The following is a 24,515-nucleotide window of genomic DNA, read 5'->3' on the forward strand; positions in this document are numbered from 1 at the left end:
CGTTTAATAAAAATCAGGTTTACTCATAAAAATACATAACTTTTCAATGAGTTAACACAATAAAATAAATTTACCTATTGCAATAAATAACCTTAACTGATGAAATCACTATATAAATCGTTAATTCATTTGGTCGTTTTTTTGACGAATTTCAGAATTGTTGCTACCGGAAAGTGGATAATTTTTATCTTAGCTGCACTTGTGTGCGGTTCGATAAACTATTTTCAAAATTCCGATGAGTATAGTGACATCGCCCCACAAACCGGTCAATATTTGACCTGCAAAACTGATTTACAGGGCAATAGCGACGTCTTTTCTGTGTATGTTACTGACGGTAGAATTGCTGAAATGGCAAGCGAGCGCCTATGCAATGATAAAACGATTAAGCGCCAATACGGTGAAGTTAAAGTTACAATAGGCCAAAGTGATTACGATACCTTTCGATACATTAATCATGGCGTTGTTGATTTAGCGCTGGTGAAAAGTAATGTCGTAGATGCGTTCGGGGCTGACCAAATTTATGGATTAACCAAAGTAGCATCGCATCCTGACTACTCAGCTTTTTTTATCGCGCTAAGAGAACGACCTCTACTATCTAAAGAGTACTTGCTAGGTAAAAAGATAGGATTGCTCGATTATCCGAGCAGCCGTTCTGGTCATATTGTTCCCAAAACTGTTTTGCAGAACCTCGGACTCAGTGACTCCAATTTAGATATTGTTTACTTCAGTTCTCACCAAGAACTGCGACGAGCTTTGCTCGCGGGTGATATTGATATTATCTCCTCATATTGGGCAGAAGAAGACAAAGACAACTTCTCAAGAAACTATGCAACGCCGCTGCAGGAAAGTGTAAGTGGAATGCAATGGTATTTGAAAATGCAGACGCAAAACACAGACTTATTTTGCGCTATACAGTCGGTAATTCATGAAGTTGCAATGTCTCATCCTAGACCTTATTACAAAACTATTACATTAGAGGAAGGGTGTAACTAATGGGTAGTAAGAGAATATATTTTAAGCCCAAAGCCTTTATCATCTTTAATGGTCTTGTCTTGTTAGCATGTTTCCAATGCATCGCTTTGACTGCACAATACTTTTCACACCATACTTCTCTTCACCGTGCACTTGATAAGGTAGAGCGAAGGGTAAGCCTAGACAGCGCGTTTTTAGACGTTGGAAACAACACCCTTAACACGCCTGTAAATCAGTTCGCCATTTACCGTTATCTTGGAAAACTAAACGGCACGCTTAAGGACGAAAACTACCCCGTTCTAGTCAGAGGAATCCAAGATATTGTGACGAGCAATGAAGACTTTACGGGTTACCCTTTGTCTTTTACGGCAAATTTCGTCAACGCTGAACAAGTCATTAAGGTAGAGATGCGAAGTAAAGCCGTCACCAGTACTTTTGCTTTTAGTTGGACTGCGCTTATCGCATCATTACTCGTTACACCATTTTTTGCTGTTTCGAGTAAAACCAAAAGGAAACGCGCAACCTTAGAAGAAGTTATCCCTCCTTCCCCAAAACTCGTAATCAACTTAAAAGATAAAACGATTTCTAACGGAATCGATGACAAAGCCATCACGTTGCAGAATAAACCACTGTGCTTTTACACGGCTCTAGTAAAATATTGTATAGAGCACCCCGATCAGCCTCTACAGCCACATAAAGACGTTCCGACTGAACTACTGGCTCTGGCCAACAAGAGTTTTGGTCGATTAATCGAATTGGGCCATACCAAGCGAAAACGCCCAGATTTCAATGCAAATTTAGATAAAACCCTCAGCGAAATACGCGCAGCACTTGACGATGTATTTTCTGGTTATGTTGATGAAAAAGAGACCTACTACCCACCCAGAGCGCAAGGTGAGGGCTCTCGCTCAAAGCAGCATTCGTATGCATTACCGAGTATTAAGGACGACGATATAGAGATAATTGGTAACTAGCGATATTTTGACTTGTTCAGTTAAAAACTGACCACTTGGAGAACTTTTTGGTATTTTTTGCATGCTGACTAAACACCCTGCAATACCTTGAAAATACGATAAAGTTCTAGCAAAGACCGATCCAAAAACCGAGAACTTGTGAATATAACATTGATTCGCGAGGCCTAAACGCGTATCTTTGCACCAACAAAATCAGCTTTATAGTACTATGCAATCGCCACTTATTATTGCCATTTCTGGAGCTTCTGGCTCTGGGAAGTCTCTTTTTACAAAAAATTTGTTTAACGGCTTCAGTGCTCAAGGCCGCCCTGTTCAAGTGCTGCGCGAAGATCACTACTACCGTGCGCAAGATCATCTTCCCATGGAGCAACGTGAGAAGAACAACTATGATCACCCGAATGCCTTTGAACATGAGCTTTTGAAAGCACACTTGCAAGCATTGCGCGATGGTCAGCCTATTGACTATCCACATTACTGCTATAAAACGCATACGCGTTTGCCTGAAACTGAGCGTCTAAATCCTGCGCCAGTCATTATTCTTGAAGGTATCATGCTACTTGCTCGTACTGATCTACTTCCTTTGTACGACGTGAAGATCTTCATTGATACTCCTCTTGATATTTGTTTGATGCGCAGAATGATGCGCGACCTAAAAGAACGCGGTCGTAGTATTGAATCTGTGGCAAAACAGTACGAAGAAACTGTTAAGCCTATGTATCATCAATTTATCGAACCTAGCCGCTTCACTGCCGACGTAGTAGTGACGCAAGGTGGCAAAAACCAAATTGCATTAGATGTGATCAAATCACACATTCAGCAAGCGCTTCTTTAAGGGAACATTACTATGGTGAGTTTACTGGGCATTGCAGTCCTTCTGGGTATTGCCTTCGCGTTATCATCGGCGAAACGCAATATAAATTGGCGCACCGTTGGTGGCGCATTTGCTATTCAAGCATCCGTTGGCGCGTTTGTCCTGTATTCTGAACCTGGTAAAGAAGTATTGTTGAGCGCAACGCGTTTTGTCGCCAACATCATTGCTTATAGCCAAGAAGGCATTAATTTCTTGTTCGGTCCTATTGGTGACAAGTCGATCGCGTTTATTTTTGCCTTTAACGTGCTTCCAGTTATCGTGTTTTTCTCGGCGCTTATTGCCGTTCTTTATCACCTCAAAGTAATGGGTTTGATCATCAAGGTTATCGGTGGCTTTTTACAGAAAGCGCTGGGAACTAGCCGACCTGAATCCATGTCTTCTGCTGCCAACATTTTTGTGGGCCAAACAGAAGCGCCTCTTGTGGTTCGCCCTTTTATTCCACACATGACGAGCTCTGAGCTATTTGCCATTATGGTGGGTGGTTTGGCGTCAATTGCTGGTTCAGTAATGGCGGGCTACGCTGGCATGGGGGTAGATCTTAAGTATTTGCTAGCAGCTAGCTTTATGGCTGCGCCAGGTGGCTTACTTATGGCAAAAATCATGTTGCCAGAAACCAGTAAGCCAAATGAAGATTTACATGACGTAGATGCGGAAGATACCGGCTACGCCAATGTATTTGATGCAGCCGCCAGTGGCGCTGCATCAGGCATGCAACTTGCGTTAAACGTAGGTGCAATGCTACTCGCTTTCATAGCACTTATTGCCATGTTTAACGGCCTTATTGGCTGGACAGCAGGATTATTTGGCTATGAAAACGTGACGTTTGAAGGGATCCTGGGTTATGTGCTTCAACCTCTTGCATGGGCAATCGGCGTACCATGGGAGGAAGCGCAACTTGCAGGCAGCTTTATTGGTCAGAAAATGGTAGTTAACGAATTTGTTGCCTACCTAAACTTCCTAGAGAACCAATCACAGCTATCTGAAGCATCTCAGGCCATTATCACCTTTGCACTTTGTGGTTTTGCAAACTTCTCTTCTATCGCTATTTTGATGGGTGGAATTGGTGCCATGGCACCAACACGCAGAAAAGAAATTGCGAGACTGGGGTTAAAAGCTGTTATTGCTGCAACGTTATCTAACTTAATGAGTGCCGCGCTAGCGGGCTTTTACCTCTCTCTTGGTTAAATTTCATTAATTTGGACCAGTTGGTCAAGATTTTACTAGACTAACTGGTCAGGTTTCTGTAAATTACGCGCAAATTCCTCGCGGGGTTGATTTATGTCAATTTCTGCGACTTTTTTCTGTAGCCCGTCTACCTTTATAATGCCGCAGTCAAAATATACGGGATAAAGTTATGCAATTAGTTGCTGTTGATTACCAAGCGGAAAACGCACAAGAAGAATTCGTGAAGTCACTTCGCGAGACAGGGTTCGGTGTTTTAAAAAATCACCCTATCCAACAGTCATTAGTTCAAGGTATTTACGACAATTGGCAGGGCTTCTTCGACAGTGAAGAGAAGAACGATTACCTGTATAACAAGGGTAAACAAGATGGATTTTTCCCTCAGAGCGTATCTGAGGTAGCCAAAGGCTTCACGAAAAAAGACATTAAAGAGTATTACCATTTCTATCCGTGGGGTCAGTGTCCAGAAGCGCTACACCCGCAGATTTCTCAGTACTATGAGGAAGCAAATACACTAGCGAAAGAGCTATTGGGTTGGATAGAAAAATATTCTCCTTCAGAGGTGAGCGATAAGTACAGTCAGCCGCTAGGTGACATGATCAAAGATTCTGATCAAACCTTGCTACGTATACTGCACTACCCACCGCTAAAAGGTGATGAAGAAGTAGACGCAATTCGCGCAGCTGCTCACGAAGATATTAATTTGATTACTATCTTGCCTGCAGCCAACGAGCCTGGATTGCAAGTACAAGCTAAAGACGGTAGTTGGATTGAAGTTCCTTGTGATTTCGGGAACTTGATTGTGAATATTGGCGACATGCTTCAAGAAGCGTCTGGCGGATACTTCCCATCAACTACGCATAGGGTTGTAAACCCAGATGGTGCTGACATGACGAAATCTCGTATTTCATTGCCACTGTTCTTACACCCTAGACCAGATGTTGTTCTTTCAGAACGTCATACCGCAGGGTCATACCTGCAAGAGCGCCTTCGTGAGCTGGGCGTTATATAAATTAAGTTCCTTTTGTAGTGTTATTCTTTTGCCGCAGCTAGTCTGCGGCTTTTTTTTGCCTGAATTATACCGCCTACCCTCTCAACACCCACTTCATTGATTATTCGCTAAAGTTGATAATTTGGACTGATAACGAGACTTGTCTTGCCTGTTATTTGCATGCTTGATAGCCCGAGACAAGTATTGCTCAGCGTTGGTTATGTCTCCACTTTCAAAATACGTTTTCGCTAATCCAAACAGAATTTCATGACGGGTGTTATCAAGTTTTAGTCCCTTTAAATAATATGATATCGCTGCCTCGTACTCTTCATTATCGAAAGCTTGCTCACCCAATATATAGTGGTAAAAGGGATTGCTTTGGCGTTTAGTATCCACCATTTGGTTGATTGCTTTCGCCTCTTCAAATCTATCTTGATAACGATAAAGTATCGATAAATTTTCCCATGCTGTGAGGTTTTCACTATTCAAAGATAAAGCATGCCTGTAGGCCGCCTCTGCTTGTTCGTACGCATCGGCCATTCGATAGAGTACTCCAAGATTGACCCAACTTTGAGCCAGTTCCGGTGCGATGGTAGCAGCAGCCCTAAAATAGCTATAGGCCTTGGTATAACTGTTGGCAACAAGCGCATCAGCTCCCTTATTGTTGTAGAACATCGCTATAACTTTTTCCTCTGACACAGCGATTCTAGGAAAGTAACTTCTGAGGGTTTGGGGGTCGAAATCCACGTCCGCAAAACTTCCTCCAATAGAGACGACATTGGGATCTTCTGGAAGTTGAACTCGTAAGTTGATATGACCATTTAGTAAACTGTACCCTTCTCGACGAGTCCAGTATTCAGGGATTTCTACTTCGTAGAACTTGGCTTGTAGCCCTACATGTTTAGCCAAAGCATACGTCATAATGGAAAGAGACAAGCAATTCGCGGCTCTATTATTGAACGTAGTATTTGCTGTGGTGTTTGCGCTGTTACGATAAAGCATCCCATGATCAGAATGATCGAAAATTGCTTTTACTAACCCTTTTACATTCTTTTGCAGGATACTTTTTTCGTAAACTGCCCTTTCGGCAAAAAACTGTGCGTCTTCGTCTAAGTAAAAAATTTCATCTGAAGACTCTACGGGAAATAACGTATAGGAAGGAAAGAGACTGTCATTTAACAAAGTGGGCGCAGCTTTTACATGCTGATTATCAGTAGATTGGCAAGCGGAAAGCACTATGCATAACAACAAAGGAACAGCGAGTCGAGCATTCATAATAGGCACCTTTCTTATTTACTCGATAGATTAAGTATAGCAGCGCACCATGAATTTACATTTTATTTACAACTCAGTTTAAAGCTCGTTCAACGCATAATTTTACTCGCTTCCTTAGGTGCTCATAAATTGCTACTTGGCATTACACAAAGTTAATCATCAAATTTCCCTGAAGTGCCGTAACAATTCTCAATTCAGTAGCTTTCAGTGGCGTAGGTCAGTAGTTGGCGAAACGAAGGATGTTGAATTTCACTTAACGTAATTTAATAGGTAAAAGGAAAGAGTATGAAAAAGTTAATTAGTGCGTTCTTCTTAGTTGTATTGAGTGCCTCAGCGGTTGCTGGCCATCATGCCAAGGATGGACATAAAGATATTGTCGACACCGCTGCAAGCAACGACATGTTCTCTACACTTGTCACCGCAGTTAAGTCTGCCGACTTGGTTACTACACTAAAGGGAGATGGGCCATTCACTGTATTCGCTCCCACCGATGAAGCTTTTGCTGCACTGCCGGCAGGCACCGTTGAAATGCTATTGAAACCTGAGAATAAACAAACCCTTGTTAAAATTCTCACTTATCACGTAGTAACGGGTAAAGTCACAGCAAAAGATGTAGCTGGGCTATCTGATGCCACTACCGTTGAAGGAAGCAAGGTAATGGTCTCAACTGATATGAATAAGGTTATGATAAACGACGCAAATGTGATTAAAGCCGACATCATGACGAGTAACGGTGTTATTCACGTGATCGATACTGTGTTGCTTCCAAACGATGTTAAAGCGGCGCTGTAATCCCTCTTGCAAAGAAAAGCGCTGAAAACGAAAGCACTAAAAATTAGTGCTTTCGTTCATCGATTTATGCATGTGCTTCGATCTCTTCAACAAGTCTGGGCGTAGAAACATTAAACGGTTAGTTGGTCACGGGCATGTTTAACATACGCATGTTTAAACAGGCCTTCGTTGTCATCTAACCAGTCGTCTGAATCCATTCAAGGAATAAAGAAAGGAGTTCACGTGTTCACAGTCTACACATATAGTATTGCGGGCCTTTTGCTTATAAGCTTTACCGTTTTCGTGCAAAACATCGTTGCCGCTATCGCTCACAGAAAACAGTCTCGCTATATTCCAGGGAAAGTCAGCGAGGAATTGAGTCATGATAGTTTCGTATTCAGAAGCCACAGAACATTTCACAATTCGCTCGAAAATATTCATCAGTTTACGCTCCCAGCTCTTCTTTGCATTTTTCTTGGCGCATCAACGAGTATACTTGCGGCTCTTGTTTGGATATACGCGCTAAGTCGCATTATTCATATGGGGCTGTATTACGCAATCGCTACAGAAAAAAATCCAAGCCCAAGAAGCTATTTTTATATGATAGGCACGCTGTGTACCTTCGGCGTATTTGGTCTTGCAGTGTTTAATTTGTTTTCCTAGAAACGATATAAAGTAAGAAGATAAGAGTGAAATTGAACCAAATGGTTAAATATTAAACTTTTGGTTAATCCACATTTTCTAAAATTAGGCGTACTCTTGAACCTGAACACTCACCTTTGTGTTTAGGAGTACTTGTGTATATTGAACAAGTTGGCGACCGAACTTTAGCAGATTGCAAAGTACTGATTGTCGACGACCAAGCCAGCAGCAGACTTGTTCTGGAAACTTTACTTGAAGACACAGTCGCCTGCGCCTCTGTGGGCTCAGGTAAAGAAGCAATTGAATATTGCAAGTACCATACGCCTGACCTAATCCTCATGGATGTTTCAATGCCCGAAATAGACGGGCATCAGACCACCGCATTGTTAAGAAAAAAGCCGTTGTGTGCTCACATTCCTATTATTTTCGTGACCTCTTCGTCAAGTGATGAAGAAGAGTCGAGATGTTGGGAATCTGGCTGCGTTGACTTTGTGGTGAAGCCGGTAAACGCTTGTACCCTACGCAACCGTGTAAAATCACACATCAATCACAAGCTTAGAAACGATTTGCTCGAAAAGCTTATCTATGTAGATAAGTTAACAGGTGCCTACAATCGCCACTATTTAGACGACTATTTACCCCGTTTAGTGAGAGATGGGTTACGTAACGTTACTCCTCTCTCCTTGGTTATTTTTGATGTTGATCACTTTAAACTGTTCAATGATATGTATGGTCATATAGATGGCGATAGCTGTTTGTGGAAGGTCAGTAAAACGATTAACGACGCCCTACTTCGACCTATGGACAAATTAGTGAGAATTGGCGGTGAAGAGTTTTTGGTTATTCTGCCTAACACCGATGTAGACGGCGCGAAGGCCGTCACTGAGCGCTTATTGCGAACGGTTTATGATCTGAATATTCCTCATGCGGCATCTGAGTATGAGCGCGTTACGCTAAGTGCAGGCTTAGCCGTCAAGCATGCTGATGACAATAAAACTATCGACTACGTCATGTTAGAAGCAGACAAAAATCTGTATGTGGCCAAAACCTCTGGGCGAAATCAACTCGTGGCGCCGACAGCAGTAAGCGCTGGCAAAATAAAAGCACCGAGTCATCCCACAAAACTTAAGGCCTAGGCACTATAATTAGCATTGCCTTGCTTTAGACGCTAATGCGGTACTCCCAGCTTAAAACGGCCAACGGCATTCGTGTGAGCCAAAGACTCGAGTGAATTCTCCAAAGTAATTCCCAATTCATTTAGCTGGGCGTAAAACAACTGCATTGTCGCTAGCGCGTCATCTAGTGCGTTGTGTTCAGGAAACGCGGGTAAGTCTAACCGTTGCCTACAAACCGTTAGCGTTGCACTATTACTCGGTAGCACCTGATGTTGTTTGTTTAACTGATAAAGTGCGAGCTGAAGCGTATCAATATAGAGCACTTCCATCTGCGGTAATCCACACCGTTTGAAGGCACTATCAAGCGCCATCAAATCTAATCGCGCATTGTGAAAAATTAGAACATGTGTCTTCAGTAGTGGTAGCAATGAATTGATGGCGTCTGCTAAGCCTTCGCCTTGTTGCAAAATATCTAAGGTCAATCCGTGTATTACAGGGCTTTGCCCTAAGTCCGCTGACGTCTTAATAACGTGATAGCCACTGGAGGAAAGCGTAATTTTTCCAGTTGAACCACTTACATAGCCAATCGATGTAATTTGCGTTGTCACAGGGTCTAATGATGTGAGTTCTAAATCAACAGACGCCACAGGGGTGTCGCCCAACGTTTTATCACGTAATGACTTTCTGAATTGACGCTTCCCAAACAGTACCGATGCACAGGCTTCGATTATTCGCGTTATCATGGCGTTAACTTACGCCGCCAGAGAACTTCATAACCATTGCTTGATTGGTTCGCTCTATAGCCTTGAATGCGGCTTTTAGCTGATGCTTTTCTATCGATGATAAACTTGAAACCGACACACGATTGTCCGTTACTTTATTTTCCAACTGATGACGCCAACGCAAACGATTTAAGAACAGCCAAATATCACGTAGGTTAGTCGCATCTCTTTTTGAGAGCTGTGAATTTTCCGATAGCGCGTCTAACCGGGCAAGTGTATTAGGCAACGTCACGCCATCAGCTAGCGCGTATATACGGGCGATATTGTTGATTAAGGCCACGGCTCGGGTTTTAAGGTCGATCACGTCCTTCTCTTTACGGCCTTTTTCATAAATGAACTTTTGAAACATGGAAAGCGGAACCGATATTTCGTTACTATTTCTCGTAAGCGCTGCTAAGAACATATTTTGCTTCATCAAGGGGGCCCTTTGACGCTGCAACTGCTTAAATAAACTTATATCCCCGGCTGCGCAGCGAACATCAAGAAAAATATTAAAGTGCATAATCGCATCTTTAGTTGGTGCTTTTACCCATCGCTTAGCTTCTTCAATGGCTTCTTCAAGCGAGAGTCTAAGCTTAGGATTGCTCGCCATAATATTACCATCGCACAGTTTAATGCCGCATTTGGCCAAACCGTTACACACATAATCAGCCATTTTTGCGAAATATTCTGCTTGCGCTTCGCTTGGCCGCTCAGCAAGAAGCAGTCCATTATCTTGATCCGAACCCATCGTCTGATCTTCTCTTGCCTGTGAGCCATAAACAAGCCACGCAAACATCATGGGTGCTTTACCGTTAGCCTGTTGGAAAAAGCCAATAAGCTTTCTTGTCATAATATCGGTAGCTTGAGACAAAATTTTGCCAGCAATGTCATAGTCCCCCGCTTTTTTCGCATGAGCAGAGAAATAATGCGGCAATTGCCAGGATAGCCGTGTTAATTCGTAAAGGTTTTCCGCTTTGCTTAGCTCTCCAATTATAAAAAGAACGTTACCACGCTGATGACGAATAATATCGCTGGCTGTCACCATACCCAATGGCACAAGGGTTTGCTGGTCGATAACCGGTAGGTGATGGATGTTCCTTTCGGTCATAAGCGCCAAGGCATCAAATAGCGTTCTATTTCCCATTATCTGCGCAGGATTAGGCGTCATTATATGGCTGACTGGAAGATGAATATCGAGAGAGGCGGCAACCACTCTTGAACGTAAGTCTCGGTCGGTGATAATGCCAATAAGCTTATCTTCTCGTGTAACCAGTAATGACGATACCTTTTGAGTTGTCATAAGCTGCGCCGCAGCTGTAATTGAGGTTTCTACGTCCACCGACACGGGAGACTTATTAATAACATCCTCAAGCCCTTTATAAAGCCACATGGAGTTGCTATCGGAAATAGCATGGTTTTGAAGGGCATTATTGCGCAGCCCATCAAAAAAATTTCGAATTGCTGGCAGTTCAAATAACGGGGTAACAGCAGACGCTTCAAAACAGTAAACCAGACCTGGACTGTCTACACTGATGCTTAATGAAAAATTACGTTTTTCCATTATATTGGTGTAGCCGAAATAGTCGCCCTCACTTAAATGGCGTAAAGGGGCATCTGAATCTTGGACGGAAAACTGTCCATTTTGAATAAGAAAAAGTGACGCTTTTCCCTTTTGCAGGTCGCCCACATTATCCGCTGTCAGGTAAACCAATTCAGTATGTTTTACTAGCTCAAGCTTTTGCTCTTTATCCAGTATGTCAAAAGGTGCTGAAGTGTTGAGAAAGTCTTCAACTTGTTTAGCCATCGCAGTCATAGGGAATGTCCAGTTCACAAAAAGAAAAAACCAACCTACTCACTTTCGCCAGTAGATTGGTTTTATTTTGCTAAAGCCTATCTTAAGGCAACATTAGTTTAGTGCGCTGATGCTTCACCCGCACCCTTAGGATAACGAATGCTTTCAACCAGTTCTTGGATTTCTTCTGGCGCTTCATCTGTTGCTTTGAACACAAGGAAAGCCACAATGAAGTTCACCATCATACCTAAGGTACCAATACCTTCAGGAGAAATACCAAACCACCAGTTGTCAGGCGTATTGGCCGCTGGGTTTACAAATTTGAAGTAAATAATATAAGCCGCAGTGAAGGCAATACCTGAAATCATACCAGCAATAGCACCTTTATCGTTCATGCGCTTGCTGAAGATACCCATAATAATTGCCGGGAAGAAACTCGACGCCGCTAAGCCGAAGGCAAATGCCACCACCTGTGCAACAAAGCCTGGCGGATTGATACCGAAGTAACCTGCTATGACAATGGCCACCCCAGCAGCAAGTCGCGCATACATGAGCTCGGCTTTATCGGTTATGTTTGGCATAAAGTTTCGTTTCAGTAAATCATGGGAAACAGAGGTTGAAATAACCAGCAGCAAGCCTGCAGACGTTGACAGTGCGGCTGCCACACCACCCGCTGCAACGAGTGCAATAACCCACGCAGGTAAGTTCGCAATTTCAGGGTTAGCCAATACCATGATATCGCGGTCGACTTTCATTTCGTTGCGCTCGTCACCCGAATAGAACATCTTGCCATCACCGTTCTTATCTTCATATGAGATAAGGCCAGTTTGTTCCCAGTTTTTAATCCACGACGGCGCTTCTTCATAGCTTGTTCCCGTCATTTCAGGCCCATTAATGGTTTCGATCATATTCACACGGGCAAACGCTGCTAGTGACGGTGCTGTGGTATATAGAATTGCGATAAACGCTAGTGCATAGCCTGCAGATTTACGCGCATCGTGAACTTTAGGCACGGTGAAGAAGCGAACGATTACGTGTGGAAGACCCGCTGTACCTACCATTAACGCAAAGGTGATAAAGAATACATCAATGGTACTTTTTGTTCCTGAGGTGTATTCGTTAAAGCCTAACTCGACAGACAAATTATCGAGTTTCTGCAGCATATGCACCCCCGAACCGTCTGCTAAGGTTGCACCAAAGCCGGTTTGCGGCAGGATATGTCCTGTTACCATCATTGAGATAAATACCGCTGGTACAATGTAGGCGAAGATCATTACACAATACTGTGCAACTTGCGTGTAAGTAATGCCTTTCATACCGCCAAGTACCGTGTAGAAGAACACGATAACCATACCGATAACCACGCCAGACACAATATCAACCTCTAAGAAGCGGCTGAATACCACACCTACGCCACGCATTTGACCTGCAACGTATGTAAAGCAAACGAAGATTGCACAAAATACAGCAACCGTACGCGCGGTTTGTGAGTAATAACGATCCCCAATAAAGTCAGGTACCGTGAATTTGCCAAATTTACGTAAATAGGGAGCTAAACAAAGCGCAAGTAGAACATAACCACCTGTCCACCCCATTAGATATACTGCACCGTCATACCCCATAAATGAGATAAGACCCGCCATTGAAATGAACGAGGCTGCCGACATCCAATCTGCTGCCGTTGCCATCCCATTCATAACGGGAGGTACACCGCCACCTGCAACGTAAAAATCGTTAGTTGAGCCTGCGCGAGCCCAAATAGCGATAGCGATATAAAGCGCAAACGATGCGCCAACGATGATAAACGTTAAAGTTTGAACGTCCATGATTTACTCCTCATCTACGCCGTAGCGTTTGTCCATGGCGTTCATCTTCGCCATGTAGACAAAGATCAATGCAACAAATACGTAAATTGCGCCCTGCTGCGCAAACCAGAAGCCTAATTTAAAGCCAAAGAATTGGATTTCATTTAAGATATCGACAAAAATAATGCCGGCACCGAATGATACGATAAACCAAACGACTAAAAGCTTGGCGAGAAGAGCGAGATTCTCCCTCCAATACGCTTTTTTGTCCTCTTCGTTTCTAAATGCCATTGTTTCACCCTCATGTCAGGTTAATTGATTGTTATGATTTTACATATTCCTAACGCCCGGCTTTGTTAACGTTATTGCTGCGTGTTACGTGGTTGAGGAAAGACAATCACAAGCAGCAAAGTCAAGCATTTAGGAGCTCGCGTATTACTCTAGACCTGCCTTGAAAAATTCAAAATGAGACCATGGTCGTAGGTAGACCATGGTCGAAATGATTATAATAGCGACAGCATTGTTAAAACTAAGTTAAAAGGAACGTTATGGTTTTTGGTTGGGTAACACTTGCAGTACTGTACCTCTTCTTGCTGTTTTCACTGGCGAGTTGGGGTGAAAAGAACTCGCCCACCGCTAGAGCACTAACGTCACATCCCGCTATATATTCGCTGGCCCTCGCTATTTATTGTACCGCATGGACTTTTTTCGGCATGGTAGGCCAAGCAAGTAGAGACACCTGGATTTACCTGCCAATCATGCTTGGGCCTATTCTCGTTTACGTCTTGGGTTATAAGTTTATTTACAAGTTAACCCTCGTCAGCAAGAAGCAACACATCACTACCATTTCCGACTTCATCGCGTCGCGCTATGGAAAGCGCCAAACCGTAGCTTTGGTAGTTACGCTTATCGCGCTCCTTGCCACTATTCCTTATATCGCGCTTCAATTAAAAGCAGTGGGCGCTACTTTCCAACTTCTTACTCAGCAGCCTAACAGCAACGGCATTATTATTGCCGCCACTGGCTTCATCGCGGCATTCGCAATATATTTCGGTACCCGGCAAACGGACGTCACCGAATACCGACGGGGTTTGATGCTGGCTATCGCCTTCGAGTCGACCATTAAATTGCTGGCGTTAGTGCTGGTTGCCATTGTTGGTTATAGTGCGTGGAAGCGCACCCAGTCTGGTCCATTCTTCGAAAGTTTCACCAATGAAATAGCCTTGGCGCAGTTTGGTTCGTTTACTTTCATCGCTCAAACTATCATGGCGGCAGCGGCCATTGTTTGTTTGCCTAGGCAGTTTCACGTTGCCATTATTGATAACCTAAGCCTAGGTCATCTGCGCACGGCAAGGTGGTTATTCCCTCTCTACCTGACCATTATTTCAGCGGTAATTCCTATTATCGCCATTGCAGGCAAAGCCATTTTTGCTGGCGCTAATATCGAGCCCGACTCTTACGTACTGTCGCTGGCTGTATTTTCAGAGTCAGTTCTTCTTCAAGTGATTGTTTTTGTAGGCGGGCTCTCTGCCGCAACAGCTATGATCATTGTGGCAACACTCACACTGAGTACTATGCTCACCAACGATGTGATTCTGCCGCGTATTCTTGCATTTACAGGCAATACCGATGACAAACAGGACGTGTCGAGCAAAATCAGGCTTATTCGCCGTATCGTCATCGCGTTTATCTTGCTTATGGCGTTTTTGTACCACCAGCAAATGACCAGCAGCCGCTCGCTTCATTCAATTGGGCTTATTGCGTTCTCGTTAGTTATCCAGCTTATGCCAGCCATTGTTGGCGGACTTTACTGGAAGCGCGCGCATGCGCACGGGGTTTACGCAGGGCTAATGGTGGGACTAGTGATTTGGGTGTTGTGGCTTGTACTTCCCATCGTGAGCGAGCAAGTTTCACAAATGGAACAAAACGAACTCATTAGCCAAGGCGCTATGATTAGCTTAGCGGCAAACAGCTTTGTTTACATACTCTTTTCACACTTTGCACCGCAGCGTCTTATCGACAGAATGCAAGCTGAAGCCTTTGTGTCTCCTGCCATTTCCACTAACAATACCGTTAAAGCGCAGGCAACTAACGTGACCGTCTCCGATCTTATAACGCTATTGTCGACCTTTATGGGATCCGGTCGTTGTGAACAATTGTTGGAACAATATCAGCAACTCAATAATTGCCAATTAAAGCACGACGATACGCCAAATGAGTCGTTTTTATCATTTTGCGAACGCGCCTTGGGTGGCGTTATTGGCGCGTCGAGTGCCAAAGTACTACTAGACAGCGCATTGCGTGGTAAGAAGATGGACTTTACCGAGGTTATCAACTTCTTCGATGACACAACGCAAGCCATGCAATTTAATATGACTGCACTACTCACGTCACTTGAAAACATGGACCAAGGCATTAGCGTAGTCGACAAACACTTAAATTTAGTAGCGTGGAATAAACGCTATGCCAACCTCTACCCTTACCCAGATAACTTGTTGGCAGTAGGTACGCCCATAGAAAAGCTTATTCGGTATAACGCTTCACAAGGTGAGTTCGGCACAGATAACGTAGACGGTGAAGTAGAAAAAAGGCTGGCTCATTTGCGCTCTGGTATGCCCCATCGTTTCACGCGACAACGAATGGATGGACGGGTTATTGAGATGGTAGGTAATCCTTTACCTGGCGGAGGCTTCGTAACAAGCTTCAACGACATCACCGGACACGTGGAAATACAGCAAGCGCTTGAAGAATCAAACATTGATCTTGAGGCTCGTATTAAGAAGCGTACTGAAGAAGTACACTCCATAAACGCCGAGCTTCGACTTGAAATAGAACGGCGCTCTGATGCCGAGAAAGAACTGATAAGGGCACGAAAGGCTGCAGAAGATGCCAATGCCAGTAAAACCCGCTTCTTGGCGCTCGCAAGCCATGATGTTTTGCAGCCGCTAAATGCGGCCAAGCTCTACGTGAGCGCCCTTGAAGAACAAGAACTGACTGAGTCAGCGCTAGCCATTATTCAAAAGCTTAGCCATAGCGTGACGTCTAGCGAAACACTCATTGGCACTTTGCTGGATATTGCACGCTTAGATCAAGGTGAAATGAAACCCGATATTGAGCCTATTGATGTAAGGACCCTGCTGTCACCACTTGTGGACGAAATGGCAATGCGCGCGCGGGAAAAAGGACTTGGTTTTAAAGCGATTATACGCCCGTGCTGGGTAAAAGCTGACAAAACGTACTTATATCGAATAACGCAAAACTTGCTTTCAAATGCGGTGAAATACACGGAAAATGGCCGCGTCTTGTTCATTATCAAGCCTGTCAAAGACACCGTTTATTTCAAAGTTATCGACACGGGCATTGGCATATCTACCGATAAAAAAGACAGCATTTTTGGTGACTTTTTCCGCGCAAACGAAAGTAAGGAACACGGTATTGGTCTTGGCTTGGGGGTTGTTCGACGTTTAAGTCTGCAGTTGAACAGCGATATTAGTGTTACCTCGAAAATAGGCAAAGGCAGCTGCTTTGCGTTTAGCTTGGATAAAGCTGAGCCAAAACAGGTATCCAACGTTACAGCAAAGCCCCGCAGTACAACATTTACAGGCATGGACGTGCTTTGCGTGGACGATCAAAGAGAGAACTTAGATGCCATGCAGACCCTATTACAGAAATGGGGAATCAATGTGGTGCTTGCGAACAATTGGGATGACGCGTTGAAAGTCTGTGAGACTATTCAGCCTCAAATCTTACTTATGGATTATCAGCTCAGTCACGACAGCGAAAAAAATGGGCTGGCTTTGATTGAAGAGATAAGACATCGACTTAACATTGTGGTGCCAGCAGCGCTTATAACGGCGACACCAGATGAAAGCTTAGTTACACAGTGTAAAGCCCAAGGCGTAAACTTCTTAGCCAAACCGCTAAAACCAGCGAAACTGCGTGCACTACTTCAAAGTATGACGCGCTACATCAGGGAGGCGAAAAACGTGTAGCTATTAGCTCGCTGCAGGTTTTTCGCTATATGGAAGCAAAGAAAGACGTCTAGAGTAATTCGTCGTGTGGTTTACTTTCTTCAATTTTAACCACCTGCGTTTCTACGCTCGACTTCGCCACCACTTTTCCCATTGCTCCCCACTTCTCTTTAGGGTTGAGCAAAACAGGACGGGTTAAAATCAGGTTATTAGGATACATGAGGGTTTCACGCTCAGCGGTAAGCAAGCGCGTGCTAAACGGCCCTACATCGGCAATCACACCTTCAATGAAGTTATCGCCGTCGAGAATGCGCACATAATTACCTCTGCGATACGCTACGTTTGTGAGCAAAATAAAATACGCAGTGATGTTACTGATGAGTGACCAACTAGCAAAAAGCGCAACACCGGTTACCGTGATGATAGAAGTGGAAAGCACTAAGAGCCCAGAAAAATCGATCCCCCATGCTAGCAACAACAAGGCTAACGATACTGTAGCGACAATAACCCGTGCAGCAAAAAGTCCTTTAATAGCACTATTTGATTTTAGCTTTGACTTTACGATGTTGGTTTCTAATTTTGGTAGCAACTTACGAGACATCGCCAAATAAATTAGTAAAACCAAACCACTCCACACGACATTTGACTGGTACTGAGTTAACCACGCCAAAAACCCATGCCACCACTCATTCATTAACCCAAATCCTTACATTTTTTCGTTAAGCAGACTGACCTTAAATTCTGATTTTACGTTAGAAAGGCCAACGCGCTCTAATGCTAACGTGAAAAACACTCAAGTTCATGCATTAAAAGCAATCGACACAACAAGAATTATTCGTAAGACACCCCCGAACACTTACATTAGTATGCGCGCAAAAATGACTTGTCTAATTAATACCAGTCCGCATAGATAATTACCCACTCAGCGAGAGTTAAAATGTTCGTAATCGCGGCGTGTTACCGCAGGTATAGTGGTTCTACATCAAGGTGACACAACAAAGAGTACGGACATTTTAAACTCGCCCTTCGGGAAGGTCTGGCAAGCTTCCTAGCTTCATTCTGGGAATTTGAAAGGGAACAGCCATTCCTGCATTCCCACGCTTCGCTAGGAAACTTGCCAGCGCCTTCTGAATGGGCAATTATCTATACGGATTGGTATCATCACGTTCTAACGTGGTAATAGATTGGTCGATAAAACGACAAAATAAAACACAAACTACAGGCTTTTTTATAATGCGCATTGCAATTCTTTCTAGAAATCCTCGTCTTTACTCTACTTCACGCTTAGTCGAAGCTGGGCAGGCTCGCGGGCATCAGGTTGACGTTATCGATACCATGCACTGCTACATGGATATCACCAGTGCGCGACCGTCAGTTCGCTATAACGGTAAGCGACTACCCTATTACGATGCAGTGATCCCGCGAATTGGCGCATCGGTTAGCTTTTACGGCACATCGGTCGTTCGCCAATTTGAAATGGTGGGCACATACAGCCTTAACGAGTCGGTTGCTATCAGCCGCTCTCGAGATAAATTGCGTTCATTGCAGCTTTTATCACGTAAAGGCATAGGTATGCCTAGAACAGGCTTTGCACACCACCCTGACAAAATCGACGATGTTATTAAAACGGTTGGCGGCGCCCCAGTGGTTATTAAGTTACTTGAAGGCACGCAAGGTATTGGCGTGGTATTGGCCGACACGCAAAAAGCGGCAGAGTCGATCATTGAAGCCTTTATGGGCCTTAACGCCAGTATTTTAGTGCAAGAGTTCATTAAAGAAGCGGGCGGTGCAGATATTCGTTGCTTCGTGGTAGGTGGAAAAGTTGTAGCAGCGATGAAGCGCCAAGCAGCACCTGGGGAATTCCGCTCTAACCTTCACCGTGGCGGTCATGCAAGTTTAGTTCGCCTAAGTCCAGCGGAACGCAAAACAGCGGTAGATGCGGCTAAAACGATGGGACTAAATTGTTGTGGCGTAGATATTCTTCGTTCGAACAACGGTCCAGTCGTTATGGAAGTAAACTCTTCGCCGGGCCTTGAAGGCATTGAGAAGGCGACCAATAAAGATGTCGCCAGTATGATCATTGAGTTCATTGAAAAAAGTGCAGAGCCGCACAAAACAAAAACCCGTGGAAAGGGCTAGCGCCCTTTACCCTTTGCTATGCAATAACGTAAATATAGGAAAACGTTAGTGGTAAATGATGTTTTAAGAATTGGGGGTGAAAACATTGCTCCTGGCGAAACAAAAAAGATTGAGTTAGAAATGCCGCCGCTGTACACGGCCACCAATATGAGCATTCCGGTTTACGTTAAACGAGGAAAGCGACCAGGTCCCATTATGTTCGTCAGCGCAGCCATTCACGGTGACGAATTAAATGGCATCGAAATAGTAGGCAGACTTATCCGCTCAAAAGCGATTGAGCGGATAAGAGGAACCCTTATCGCGGTGCCTATGGTTAATGTGTACGGCGTACTAAACCAGTCTCGTTATTTACCCGATAGACGCGATTTGAACCGCAGTTTTCCAGGGAGTAAAAAAGGTTCGCTTGCTGGTAGGTTAGCCAACTTGTTTTTCAAAGAAGTGGTAAGTAAGTGCGATGTCGGCATTGACCTTCACACCGGCGCTATACACCGTAGTAACTTGCCACAGATTCGCGCTGACTTAGACGACCCAGAAGTACTGGAAATGGCAAAAGCGTTTGGCGTACCTGTACTACTTAACGCAGAGTTACGCGATGGCTCTTTGCGCGAATCGGCCAGTGAAAGTGGCGTTAAAATTCTGCTTTACGAAGCAGGCCAAGCGTTACGTTATGACGAGTTTTCTATTCGTGCCGGCGTAAGAGGCATTATTAATACCATGCGTCATTTGGGCATGCTGAATAAAAGCCGCAGCAAGGGCCACAGTATCGAGCGTTTTATAGCGCGCCAAAGTGGATGGGTTCGCGCGCCAGAAAGTGGCTTTGTGACGCATCTAGCACAGCTAGGTGACCATGTTGAGAAAGGTGACAAACTGGCCATTATTGCTGATCCGTTTGGCAATTATTTAGACAGCCTTGAAAGCCCTGCAGAAGGTGTTGTAATTGGTAAACAAAATATTCCGCTTACCCAAGAAGGTGAAGCGGTATACCACATTGCATACTTTTCAGAGCCTGATACTGTTGCAGAACACGTAGAATTATTACAAGACAATTTATTGCCACCAGAACAGGGTCCTGTTTTATAATATTGGTAGAAAAACTGATGAACAATAAAAAAATTGTTGGTGCGGTAGAGCTGTGCGATTTACCAAAACTCGCCATCTCTGATTTGAACGTACGCGTTGATACAGGGGCGGCAACGTCTTCACTTCATGTTGACAACATTGAAGAGTTTGATCAAGACGGTGAATTATGGATTAAATTTGATATTCATCCGGACATTCACAACGTTGAACGCGTGGTTCGCAGAGAAGCACGTGTAGAAGGGCAAAAACGCGTAAAAAGCTCAACGGCTACACTTGAGAAGCGCTATGTTATAATTACGCCTATAATAATGGACGGGTACCAGTGGGATATTCAGTTAACCCTAACGGACCGCTCTGAAATGACCTATTTGATGCTGCTCGGAAGAGAAGCGATGAGGGGTCAATTTATTGTAGACCCCGAGCACGACTTTTTGCTGACGGGAAAAGACTAGCAATACAAGTTTGCCAATGGATATTCAGCGTTAATACCTGCGGCAACTTGCAGTAAGGCATGCGTTTAGTGCATGAAATACAAAATATGGACGTTACGAAAAAAGCCCTAAGTGTTGCCTCTCTGCTGTTGAGTGTATTTACACTATTGAGTGCTAATGCGCAGCAGCAAAACACAAACGAGGTAAGTACTGACTTACCTCACACCGTTCTCCGCCTGCCAAATATTCATCCTGGGCGAGACGCCGTATACGCCTACGCTAAACGTCTTCTCACAGAATCACTGCGCGTTACTGAACCTCAATACGGCTCTTTTGAACTGATTGTCAGCGACCAAGAAACGGCGCAAGAGCGTCAACTACGCAGCCTTGAACACAACATGCTAGACGTGACGTGGAGCGTTACCTCGACAGAGCGTGAACGTCAGTTCCTGCCCATTCGCATTCCCATTATGGCGGGTCTTTTTGGTAAGCGTGCACTGCTGGTCAGAGAAGGCGATACGCGACTTAAAGAAGTAAAGTCATTAAACGCGTTACGAGCATACCGCGCGGTTTTGGGCTACGACTGGCCCGATACGAAGATATTTCGCGCAAACGATATCCCAGTGTTAGAAACGACCTACCGGGCGTCATTTCGCATTGTTTCAGAAGGCTTCGCCGATATGTTTCCAAGAAGCGTAATGGAAATCAAAGAGGAGCTTTCAGACAAAACCCTTTCTCGCGGCCTAACTATTGATGAACACCTTATAATATCGTATCCAAGCCCCATCTTTTTCTTTGTAGGAAGCGACAATCAGGCATTAGCCGGGCGGATAGCTGAAGGCCTGTTAAGGCTCTTCGAAACGGGTAAGTTTCAGGAGCTACTGTTAGCTCACGATAACTTTAGAGAAGGTATGGCACTTAGCGAAGGGCGAACGGTTATTGAAATTGACAACCCTTTGCTAAGTGAACAAAGCCGCTTGGCATTGGAAAAGTTCTTACCGGAATTTGCTACCTCAGAAGCCGTGCTTAAGTTCGACGTTACTGAACCGGCGGCTCCAACTCAAGTTGTGAAGCAATAAGTACCGCTTGTGTGCGGTTGTTTATGCCCAACTTTTTAAAGATAGCAGTAACATGCGCTTTAACCGTGGCCTCTGCGATATCTAAATTAAAGCCAATTTGCTTGTTAAGCAAGCCGTCTCGCATGTAACAAAGCACCTTGTATTGCGAAGGTGTTAGCGAGGCAACTTTGTCCGCTAATTCAGAGAACTCTTCATTCACCTCATCAACGTCTTCGCTTAAGTTATCAGGTAGCCATACATCGCCATCCAGAATTGCTTCTACGGCGTTTGCAATATCCTGGGCACTGGCAGTTTTTGGGATGAACCCTAGCGCGCCCACGCTAATAATCTTTGAAATAAGTGTGGTGTCTTCTGTGCCAGAGACTACGGCAACAGGAAGTTCGGGAAAGAGTTTTCGAATATGCAGCAAACCAAACAAATCATTGCTACCCGGCATGTGCAAATCAAGCAACAATAAGTCGATATCCTCGTTGTTGAGAATATCGACTGTAGTGTTAAGGTCTCCCGCCTCTTTGAGGGTTAAGGCTGGAAGTGACAACGACAACGCGCCTCTTAGTGCATCGCGATACAGCGGATGATCATCAGCGATTAGAAGGGTTATCATTGTCTATATCCTTAGTTTCTACTTATTTAGACGTTCCTCTATCAGTGTATCAACAACCGATGGATCCGCCAACGTAGATGTGTCACCTAATTGCTCATGCTCATTGGCGGCAATCTTACGCAAAATACGGCGCATAATTTTACCAGAGCGGGTTTTAGGTAATCCACGAGACCATTGGATCATATCAGGTGTAGCAATCGGGCTTAGCTCTTGACGCACCCACGCCTTAAGCTCTTTAGTAAGGGCTTCATCTGCTTCAACCCCTTCATTTGGCGTTACGTAAACGTAGATACCCTGCCCTTTGATATCATGTGGGAAGCCAACAACGGCAGCCTCAGCCACTTTAGGATGGGCAACAAGTGCACTTTCGATTTCAGCGGTGCCCAAACGGTGTCCAGAAACGTTTAACACGTCATCTACACGACCGGTGATCCAGTAAAAGCCATCTTCGTCGCAACGAGCACCGTCACCGGTGAAGTACACACCTTTGTATGCGCTGAAGTAGGTGTTAATAAAGCGTTGGTGATCGCCGTAAACCGTACGCGCTTGGCTTGGCCAGCTGTCTTTAATTACTAGGTTACCTTCTGCTACGCCTTCAAGCTCTTTGCCGTCAGCGTCAAATAGCGCAGGCTGAATGCCGAAGAATGGACGAGTCGCTGAGCCAGGCTTCAACTCCGTAGCGCCAGGTAAAGGCAGGATCATGTGTCCACCTGTTTCTGTCTGCCACCATGTATCGATGATAGGACAACGGCTCATACCAATTACGCGGTGGTACCATTCCCATGCTTCAGGATTAATAGGTTCACCTACTGTTCCTAACAGACGAAGCGATGAGACATCACACCCTTCAGCTGGAACATCTCCGTGGGCCATTAATGCGCGGATCGCAGTTGGCGCGGTATATAAACTATTTACTTTGTATTTTTCCACTACCTGAGCAATACGCTTAACGTCTGGATAGGTGGGTACACCCTCAAAGAACACTTGTGATGCGGCGTTCACCATTGGGCCATAAACCATGTAGCTGTGGCCAGTGATCCAGCCTACATCAGCGGTACACCAGTAAACGTCATCGTCTTTGTAATCGAAAGCATATTTGAAGGTCATAGCGGAATATAGTAGATAACCGCCTGTGGTATGTACTACACCTTTTGGTGTTCCGGTAGAACCTGATGTGTAAAGAATGAACAGCGGGTCTTCCGCATTCATAACCTCTGGCTCACATTGCGCAGATTTACCCTCTACAGCATCGTGCCACCACACATCGTGCTTGTCATTCCAATCAACATCTCCACCCGTTAGCTTGTGAACTAAAACGTGAGTGATAGATGGACATGCATCGCCAGCCAGCGCTTTATCTACATTCGCTTTTAACGGAATGCTTCTTCCAGCACGGCGGCCTTCGTCTGCCGTAATGACCACTTTCGCGTTGCTATCATTAATACGATCGGCAATTGCGTTTGGTGAGAAACCACCGAAAATCACCGAATGTACTGCACCAATGCGGGCACACGCTAGCATGGCATAGGCAGCTTCAGGTACCATAGGCATGTAAATGGCGACACGGTCACCCTTTGTTACGCCCATATCTTTAAGTGCATTCGCTAGTTTACAAACTTCGTAGTGTACTTGTTGATACGTGATATCTTGGCTATCTTCTGGTGAGTCGCCTTCCCAGTGAAAGGCAACTTTTGTGGCATTGTTAGCCAGATGGCGGTCAATACAATTATAGCTGGCATTTAGCTCACCATCTTCAAACCATTTTATCGACACATCGTTTTCGCCAAACATCGTGTTTTTAATTTTGGTTGGCTTTTGATACCACTCAAGCATGGATGCGTGCTCAGCCCAGAACGCTTCAGGTTGCTCTACAGATTGCTTGTACATCTCGTCGTATTGAGATGCGGTTAAATGGGTAGACTGAAGAATGTTCTCAGGCACAGGATAAGTTTTGCTGGCGGTCATATAGATTGCCTCCAATATCAATGATGTAAATTCTTGTTGTATGGTGAAACACTCTAGCCATTCACCCACAAAGCAAAATGAGACTTTGGTCT

Annotated in this window: 21 protein-coding genes; 13 read left to right on the forward strand and 8 right to left on the reverse strand. The window is 44.5% G+C overall.

All coding sequences use genetic code 11. From position 1 onward, the window contains the following. Positions 1–99: 99 nt before the first annotated feature. From AC0J2X_RS18040 to AC0J2X_RS18060, 5 genes are all read left to right on the forward strand, one after another. The gene (locus AC0J2X_RS18040) at positions 100–993 is read left to right on the forward strand and encodes a PhnD/SsuA/transferrin family substrate-binding protein (protein ID WP_014977471.1); all 894 of its coding nucleotides are present in this window, start codon (positions 100–102) and stop codon (positions 991–993) included. Then, positions 993–1,946, forward strand: coding sequence for a hypothetical protein (locus AC0J2X_RS18045; protein ID WP_014977472.1), 954 nt, complete (start codon positions 993–995; stop codon positions 1,944–1,946). Before AC0J2X_RS18040 ends, AC0J2X_RS18045 begins: the two co-directional genes overlap by 1 nt. Positions 1,947–2,154: 208 nt before the next feature. Beyond that, entirely contained in the window at positions 2,155–2,778 is a 624-nt protein-coding gene (udk, locus tag AC0J2X_RS18050; RefSeq protein ID WP_014950808.1) for a uridine kinase, read from the forward strand. Between the two features lie 12 nt (positions 2,779–2,790). Continuing rightward, positions 2,791–4,002 (forward strand): NupC/NupG family nucleoside CNT transporter, encoded by a 1,212-nt coding sequence (locus AC0J2X_RS18055; RefSeq protein WP_014950809.1) that lies wholly within the window; start codon positions 2,791–2,793, stop codon positions 4,000–4,002. Positions 4,003–4,171: 169 nt separating this feature from the next. Beyond that, on the forward strand, positions 4,172–5,011 hold the full coding sequence (locus AC0J2X_RS18060; RefSeq protein WP_269351296.1) for an isopenicillin N synthase family dioxygenase: 840 nt from the start codon (positions 4,172–4,174) through the stop codon (positions 5,009–5,011). A 93-nt stretch (positions 5,012–5,104) separates the two neighbouring features. Here the strand turns inward: AC0J2X_RS18060 and AC0J2X_RS18065 are convergent, their stop codons facing one another. After that, positions 5,105–6,265 carry a tetratricopeptide repeat protein gene (locus AC0J2X_RS18065; RefSeq protein ID WP_342325978.1) on the reverse strand — a complete coding sequence of 387 codons (1,161 nt, stop codon included), beginning with the start codon at positions 6,263–6,265 and terminating at the stop codon, positions 5,105–5,107. A 285-nt stretch (positions 6,266–6,550) separates the two neighbouring features. Here AC0J2X_RS18065 and AC0J2X_RS18070 point away from each other — a divergent pair, with 285 nt between their 5' ends. The 3 genes from AC0J2X_RS18070 to AC0J2X_RS18080 all read left to right on the forward strand — a co-directional run bounded on the left by AC0J2X_RS18070 (position 6,551) and on the right by AC0J2X_RS18080 (position 8,814). Continuing rightward, positions 6,551–7,057: a fasciclin domain-containing protein gene (locus AC0J2X_RS18070; protein WP_075177936.1), complete on the forward strand. Its 507-nt coding sequence runs from the start codon at positions 6,551–6,553 to the stop codon at positions 7,055–7,057. Between the two features lie 222 nt (positions 7,058–7,279). Continuing rightward, positions 7,280–7,699: an MAPEG family protein gene (locus tag AC0J2X_RS18075; protein ID WP_014950813.1), complete on the forward strand. Its 420-nt coding sequence runs from the start codon at positions 7,280–7,282 to the stop codon at positions 7,697–7,699. Positions 7,700–7,833: 134 nt separating this feature from the next. Further along, on the forward strand, positions 7,834–8,814 hold the full coding sequence (locus tag AC0J2X_RS18080) for a GGDEF domain-containing response regulator (RefSeq protein WP_039228605.1): 981 nt from the start codon (positions 7,834–7,836) through the stop codon (positions 8,812–8,814). A gap of 32 nt (positions 8,815–8,846) precedes the next feature. On the opposite strand, the gene AC0J2X_RS18085 is transcribed toward AC0J2X_RS18080, so the two are convergent. The 4 genes from AC0J2X_RS18085 to AC0J2X_RS18100 all read right to left on the reverse strand — a co-directional run bounded on the left by AC0J2X_RS18085 (position 8,847) and on the right by AC0J2X_RS18100 (position 13,445). After that, entirely contained in the window at positions 8,847–9,536 is a 690-nt protein-coding gene (locus AC0J2X_RS18085) for a 3'-5' exonuclease (protein ID WP_472996267.1), read from the reverse strand. A 4-nt stretch (positions 9,537–9,540) separates the two neighbouring features. Further along, a complete protein-coding gene (locus AC0J2X_RS18090) occupies positions 9,541–11,370 on the reverse strand; it encodes a putative nucleotidyltransferase substrate binding domain-containing protein (protein ID WP_269351294.1) in 1,830 nt (609 codons plus the stop codon). Positions 11,371–11,468: 98 nt separating this feature from the next. Next, positions 11,469–13,175: a sodium:solute symporter family protein gene (locus AC0J2X_RS18095; protein WP_014980378.1), complete on the reverse strand. Its 1,707-nt coding sequence runs from the start codon at positions 13,173–13,175 to the stop codon at positions 11,469–11,471. 3 nt (positions 13,176–13,178) lie between these two features. Further along, a complete protein-coding gene (locus AC0J2X_RS18100) occupies positions 13,179–13,445 on the reverse strand; it encodes a DUF4212 domain-containing protein (RefSeq protein WP_014950817.1) in 267 nt (88 codons plus the stop codon). A 257-nt stretch (positions 13,446–13,702) separates the two neighbouring features. Between AC0J2X_RS18100 and AC0J2X_RS18105 the strand changes: the two genes are divergently transcribed. Continuing rightward, on the forward strand, positions 13,703–17,146 hold the full coding sequence (locus tag AC0J2X_RS18105; RefSeq protein ID WP_039228591.1) for a PAS domain-containing hybrid sensor histidine kinase/response regulator: 3,444 nt from the start codon (positions 13,703–13,705) through the stop codon (positions 17,144–17,146). A gap of 49 nt (positions 17,147–17,195) precedes the next feature. On the opposite strand, the gene AC0J2X_RS18110 is transcribed toward AC0J2X_RS18105, so the two are convergent. Continuing rightward, positions 17,196–17,819: a mechanosensitive ion channel family protein gene (locus tag AC0J2X_RS18110; protein ID WP_110289492.1), complete on the reverse strand. Its 624-nt coding sequence runs from the start codon at positions 17,817–17,819 to the stop codon at positions 17,196–17,198. A 539-nt stretch (positions 17,820–18,358) separates the two neighbouring features. Between AC0J2X_RS18110 and rimK the strand changes: the two genes are divergently transcribed. The 4 genes from rimK to AC0J2X_RS18130 are packed head-to-tail and all read left to right on the forward strand — an operon-like array spanning position 18,359 to position 21,854. Continuing rightward, entirely contained in the window at positions 18,359–19,264 is a 906-nt protein-coding gene (rimK, locus tag AC0J2X_RS18115) for a 30S ribosomal protein S6--L-glutamate ligase (protein WP_061095924.1), read from the forward strand. 48 nt (positions 19,265–19,312) lie between these two features. Next, the gene (locus tag AC0J2X_RS18120) at positions 19,313–20,344 is read left to right on the forward strand and encodes a succinylglutamate desuccinylase/aspartoacylase family protein (protein ID WP_472996268.1); all 1,032 of its coding nucleotides are present in this window, start codon (positions 19,313–19,315) and stop codon (positions 20,342–20,344) included. A 17-nt stretch (positions 20,345–20,361) separates the two neighbouring features. Next, positions 20,362–20,796 carry an ATP-dependent zinc protease family protein gene (locus tag AC0J2X_RS18125; protein WP_014977481.1) on the forward strand — a complete coding sequence of 145 codons (435 nt, stop codon included), beginning with the start codon at positions 20,362–20,364 and terminating at the stop codon, positions 20,794–20,796. 59 nt (positions 20,797–20,855) lie between these two features. Next, positions 20,856–21,854 (forward strand): amino acid ABC transporter substrate-binding protein, encoded by a 999-nt coding sequence (locus AC0J2X_RS18130; protein ID WP_472996269.1) that lies wholly within the window; start codon positions 20,856–20,858, stop codon positions 21,852–21,854. Here AC0J2X_RS18130 and AC0J2X_RS18135 read toward each other — a convergent pair. Together AC0J2X_RS18135 and acs are read right to left on the reverse strand one after the other, a co-directional pair. After that, on the reverse strand, positions 21,814–22,458 hold the full coding sequence (locus AC0J2X_RS18135; protein WP_014950824.1) for a response regulator transcription factor: 645 nt from the start codon (positions 22,456–22,458) through the stop codon (positions 21,814–21,816). The genes AC0J2X_RS18130 and AC0J2X_RS18135 overlap by 41 nt on opposite strands. Before the next feature lie 18 nt (positions 22,459–22,476). Further along, entirely contained in the window at positions 22,477–24,423 is a 1,947-nt protein-coding gene (gene acs / locus AC0J2X_RS18140; RefSeq protein WP_278347150.1) for an acetate--CoA ligase, read from the reverse strand. Positions 24,424–24,515 lie beyond the last annotated feature (92 nt).

Source organism: Alteromonas sp. R7, from assembly GCF_055755235.1.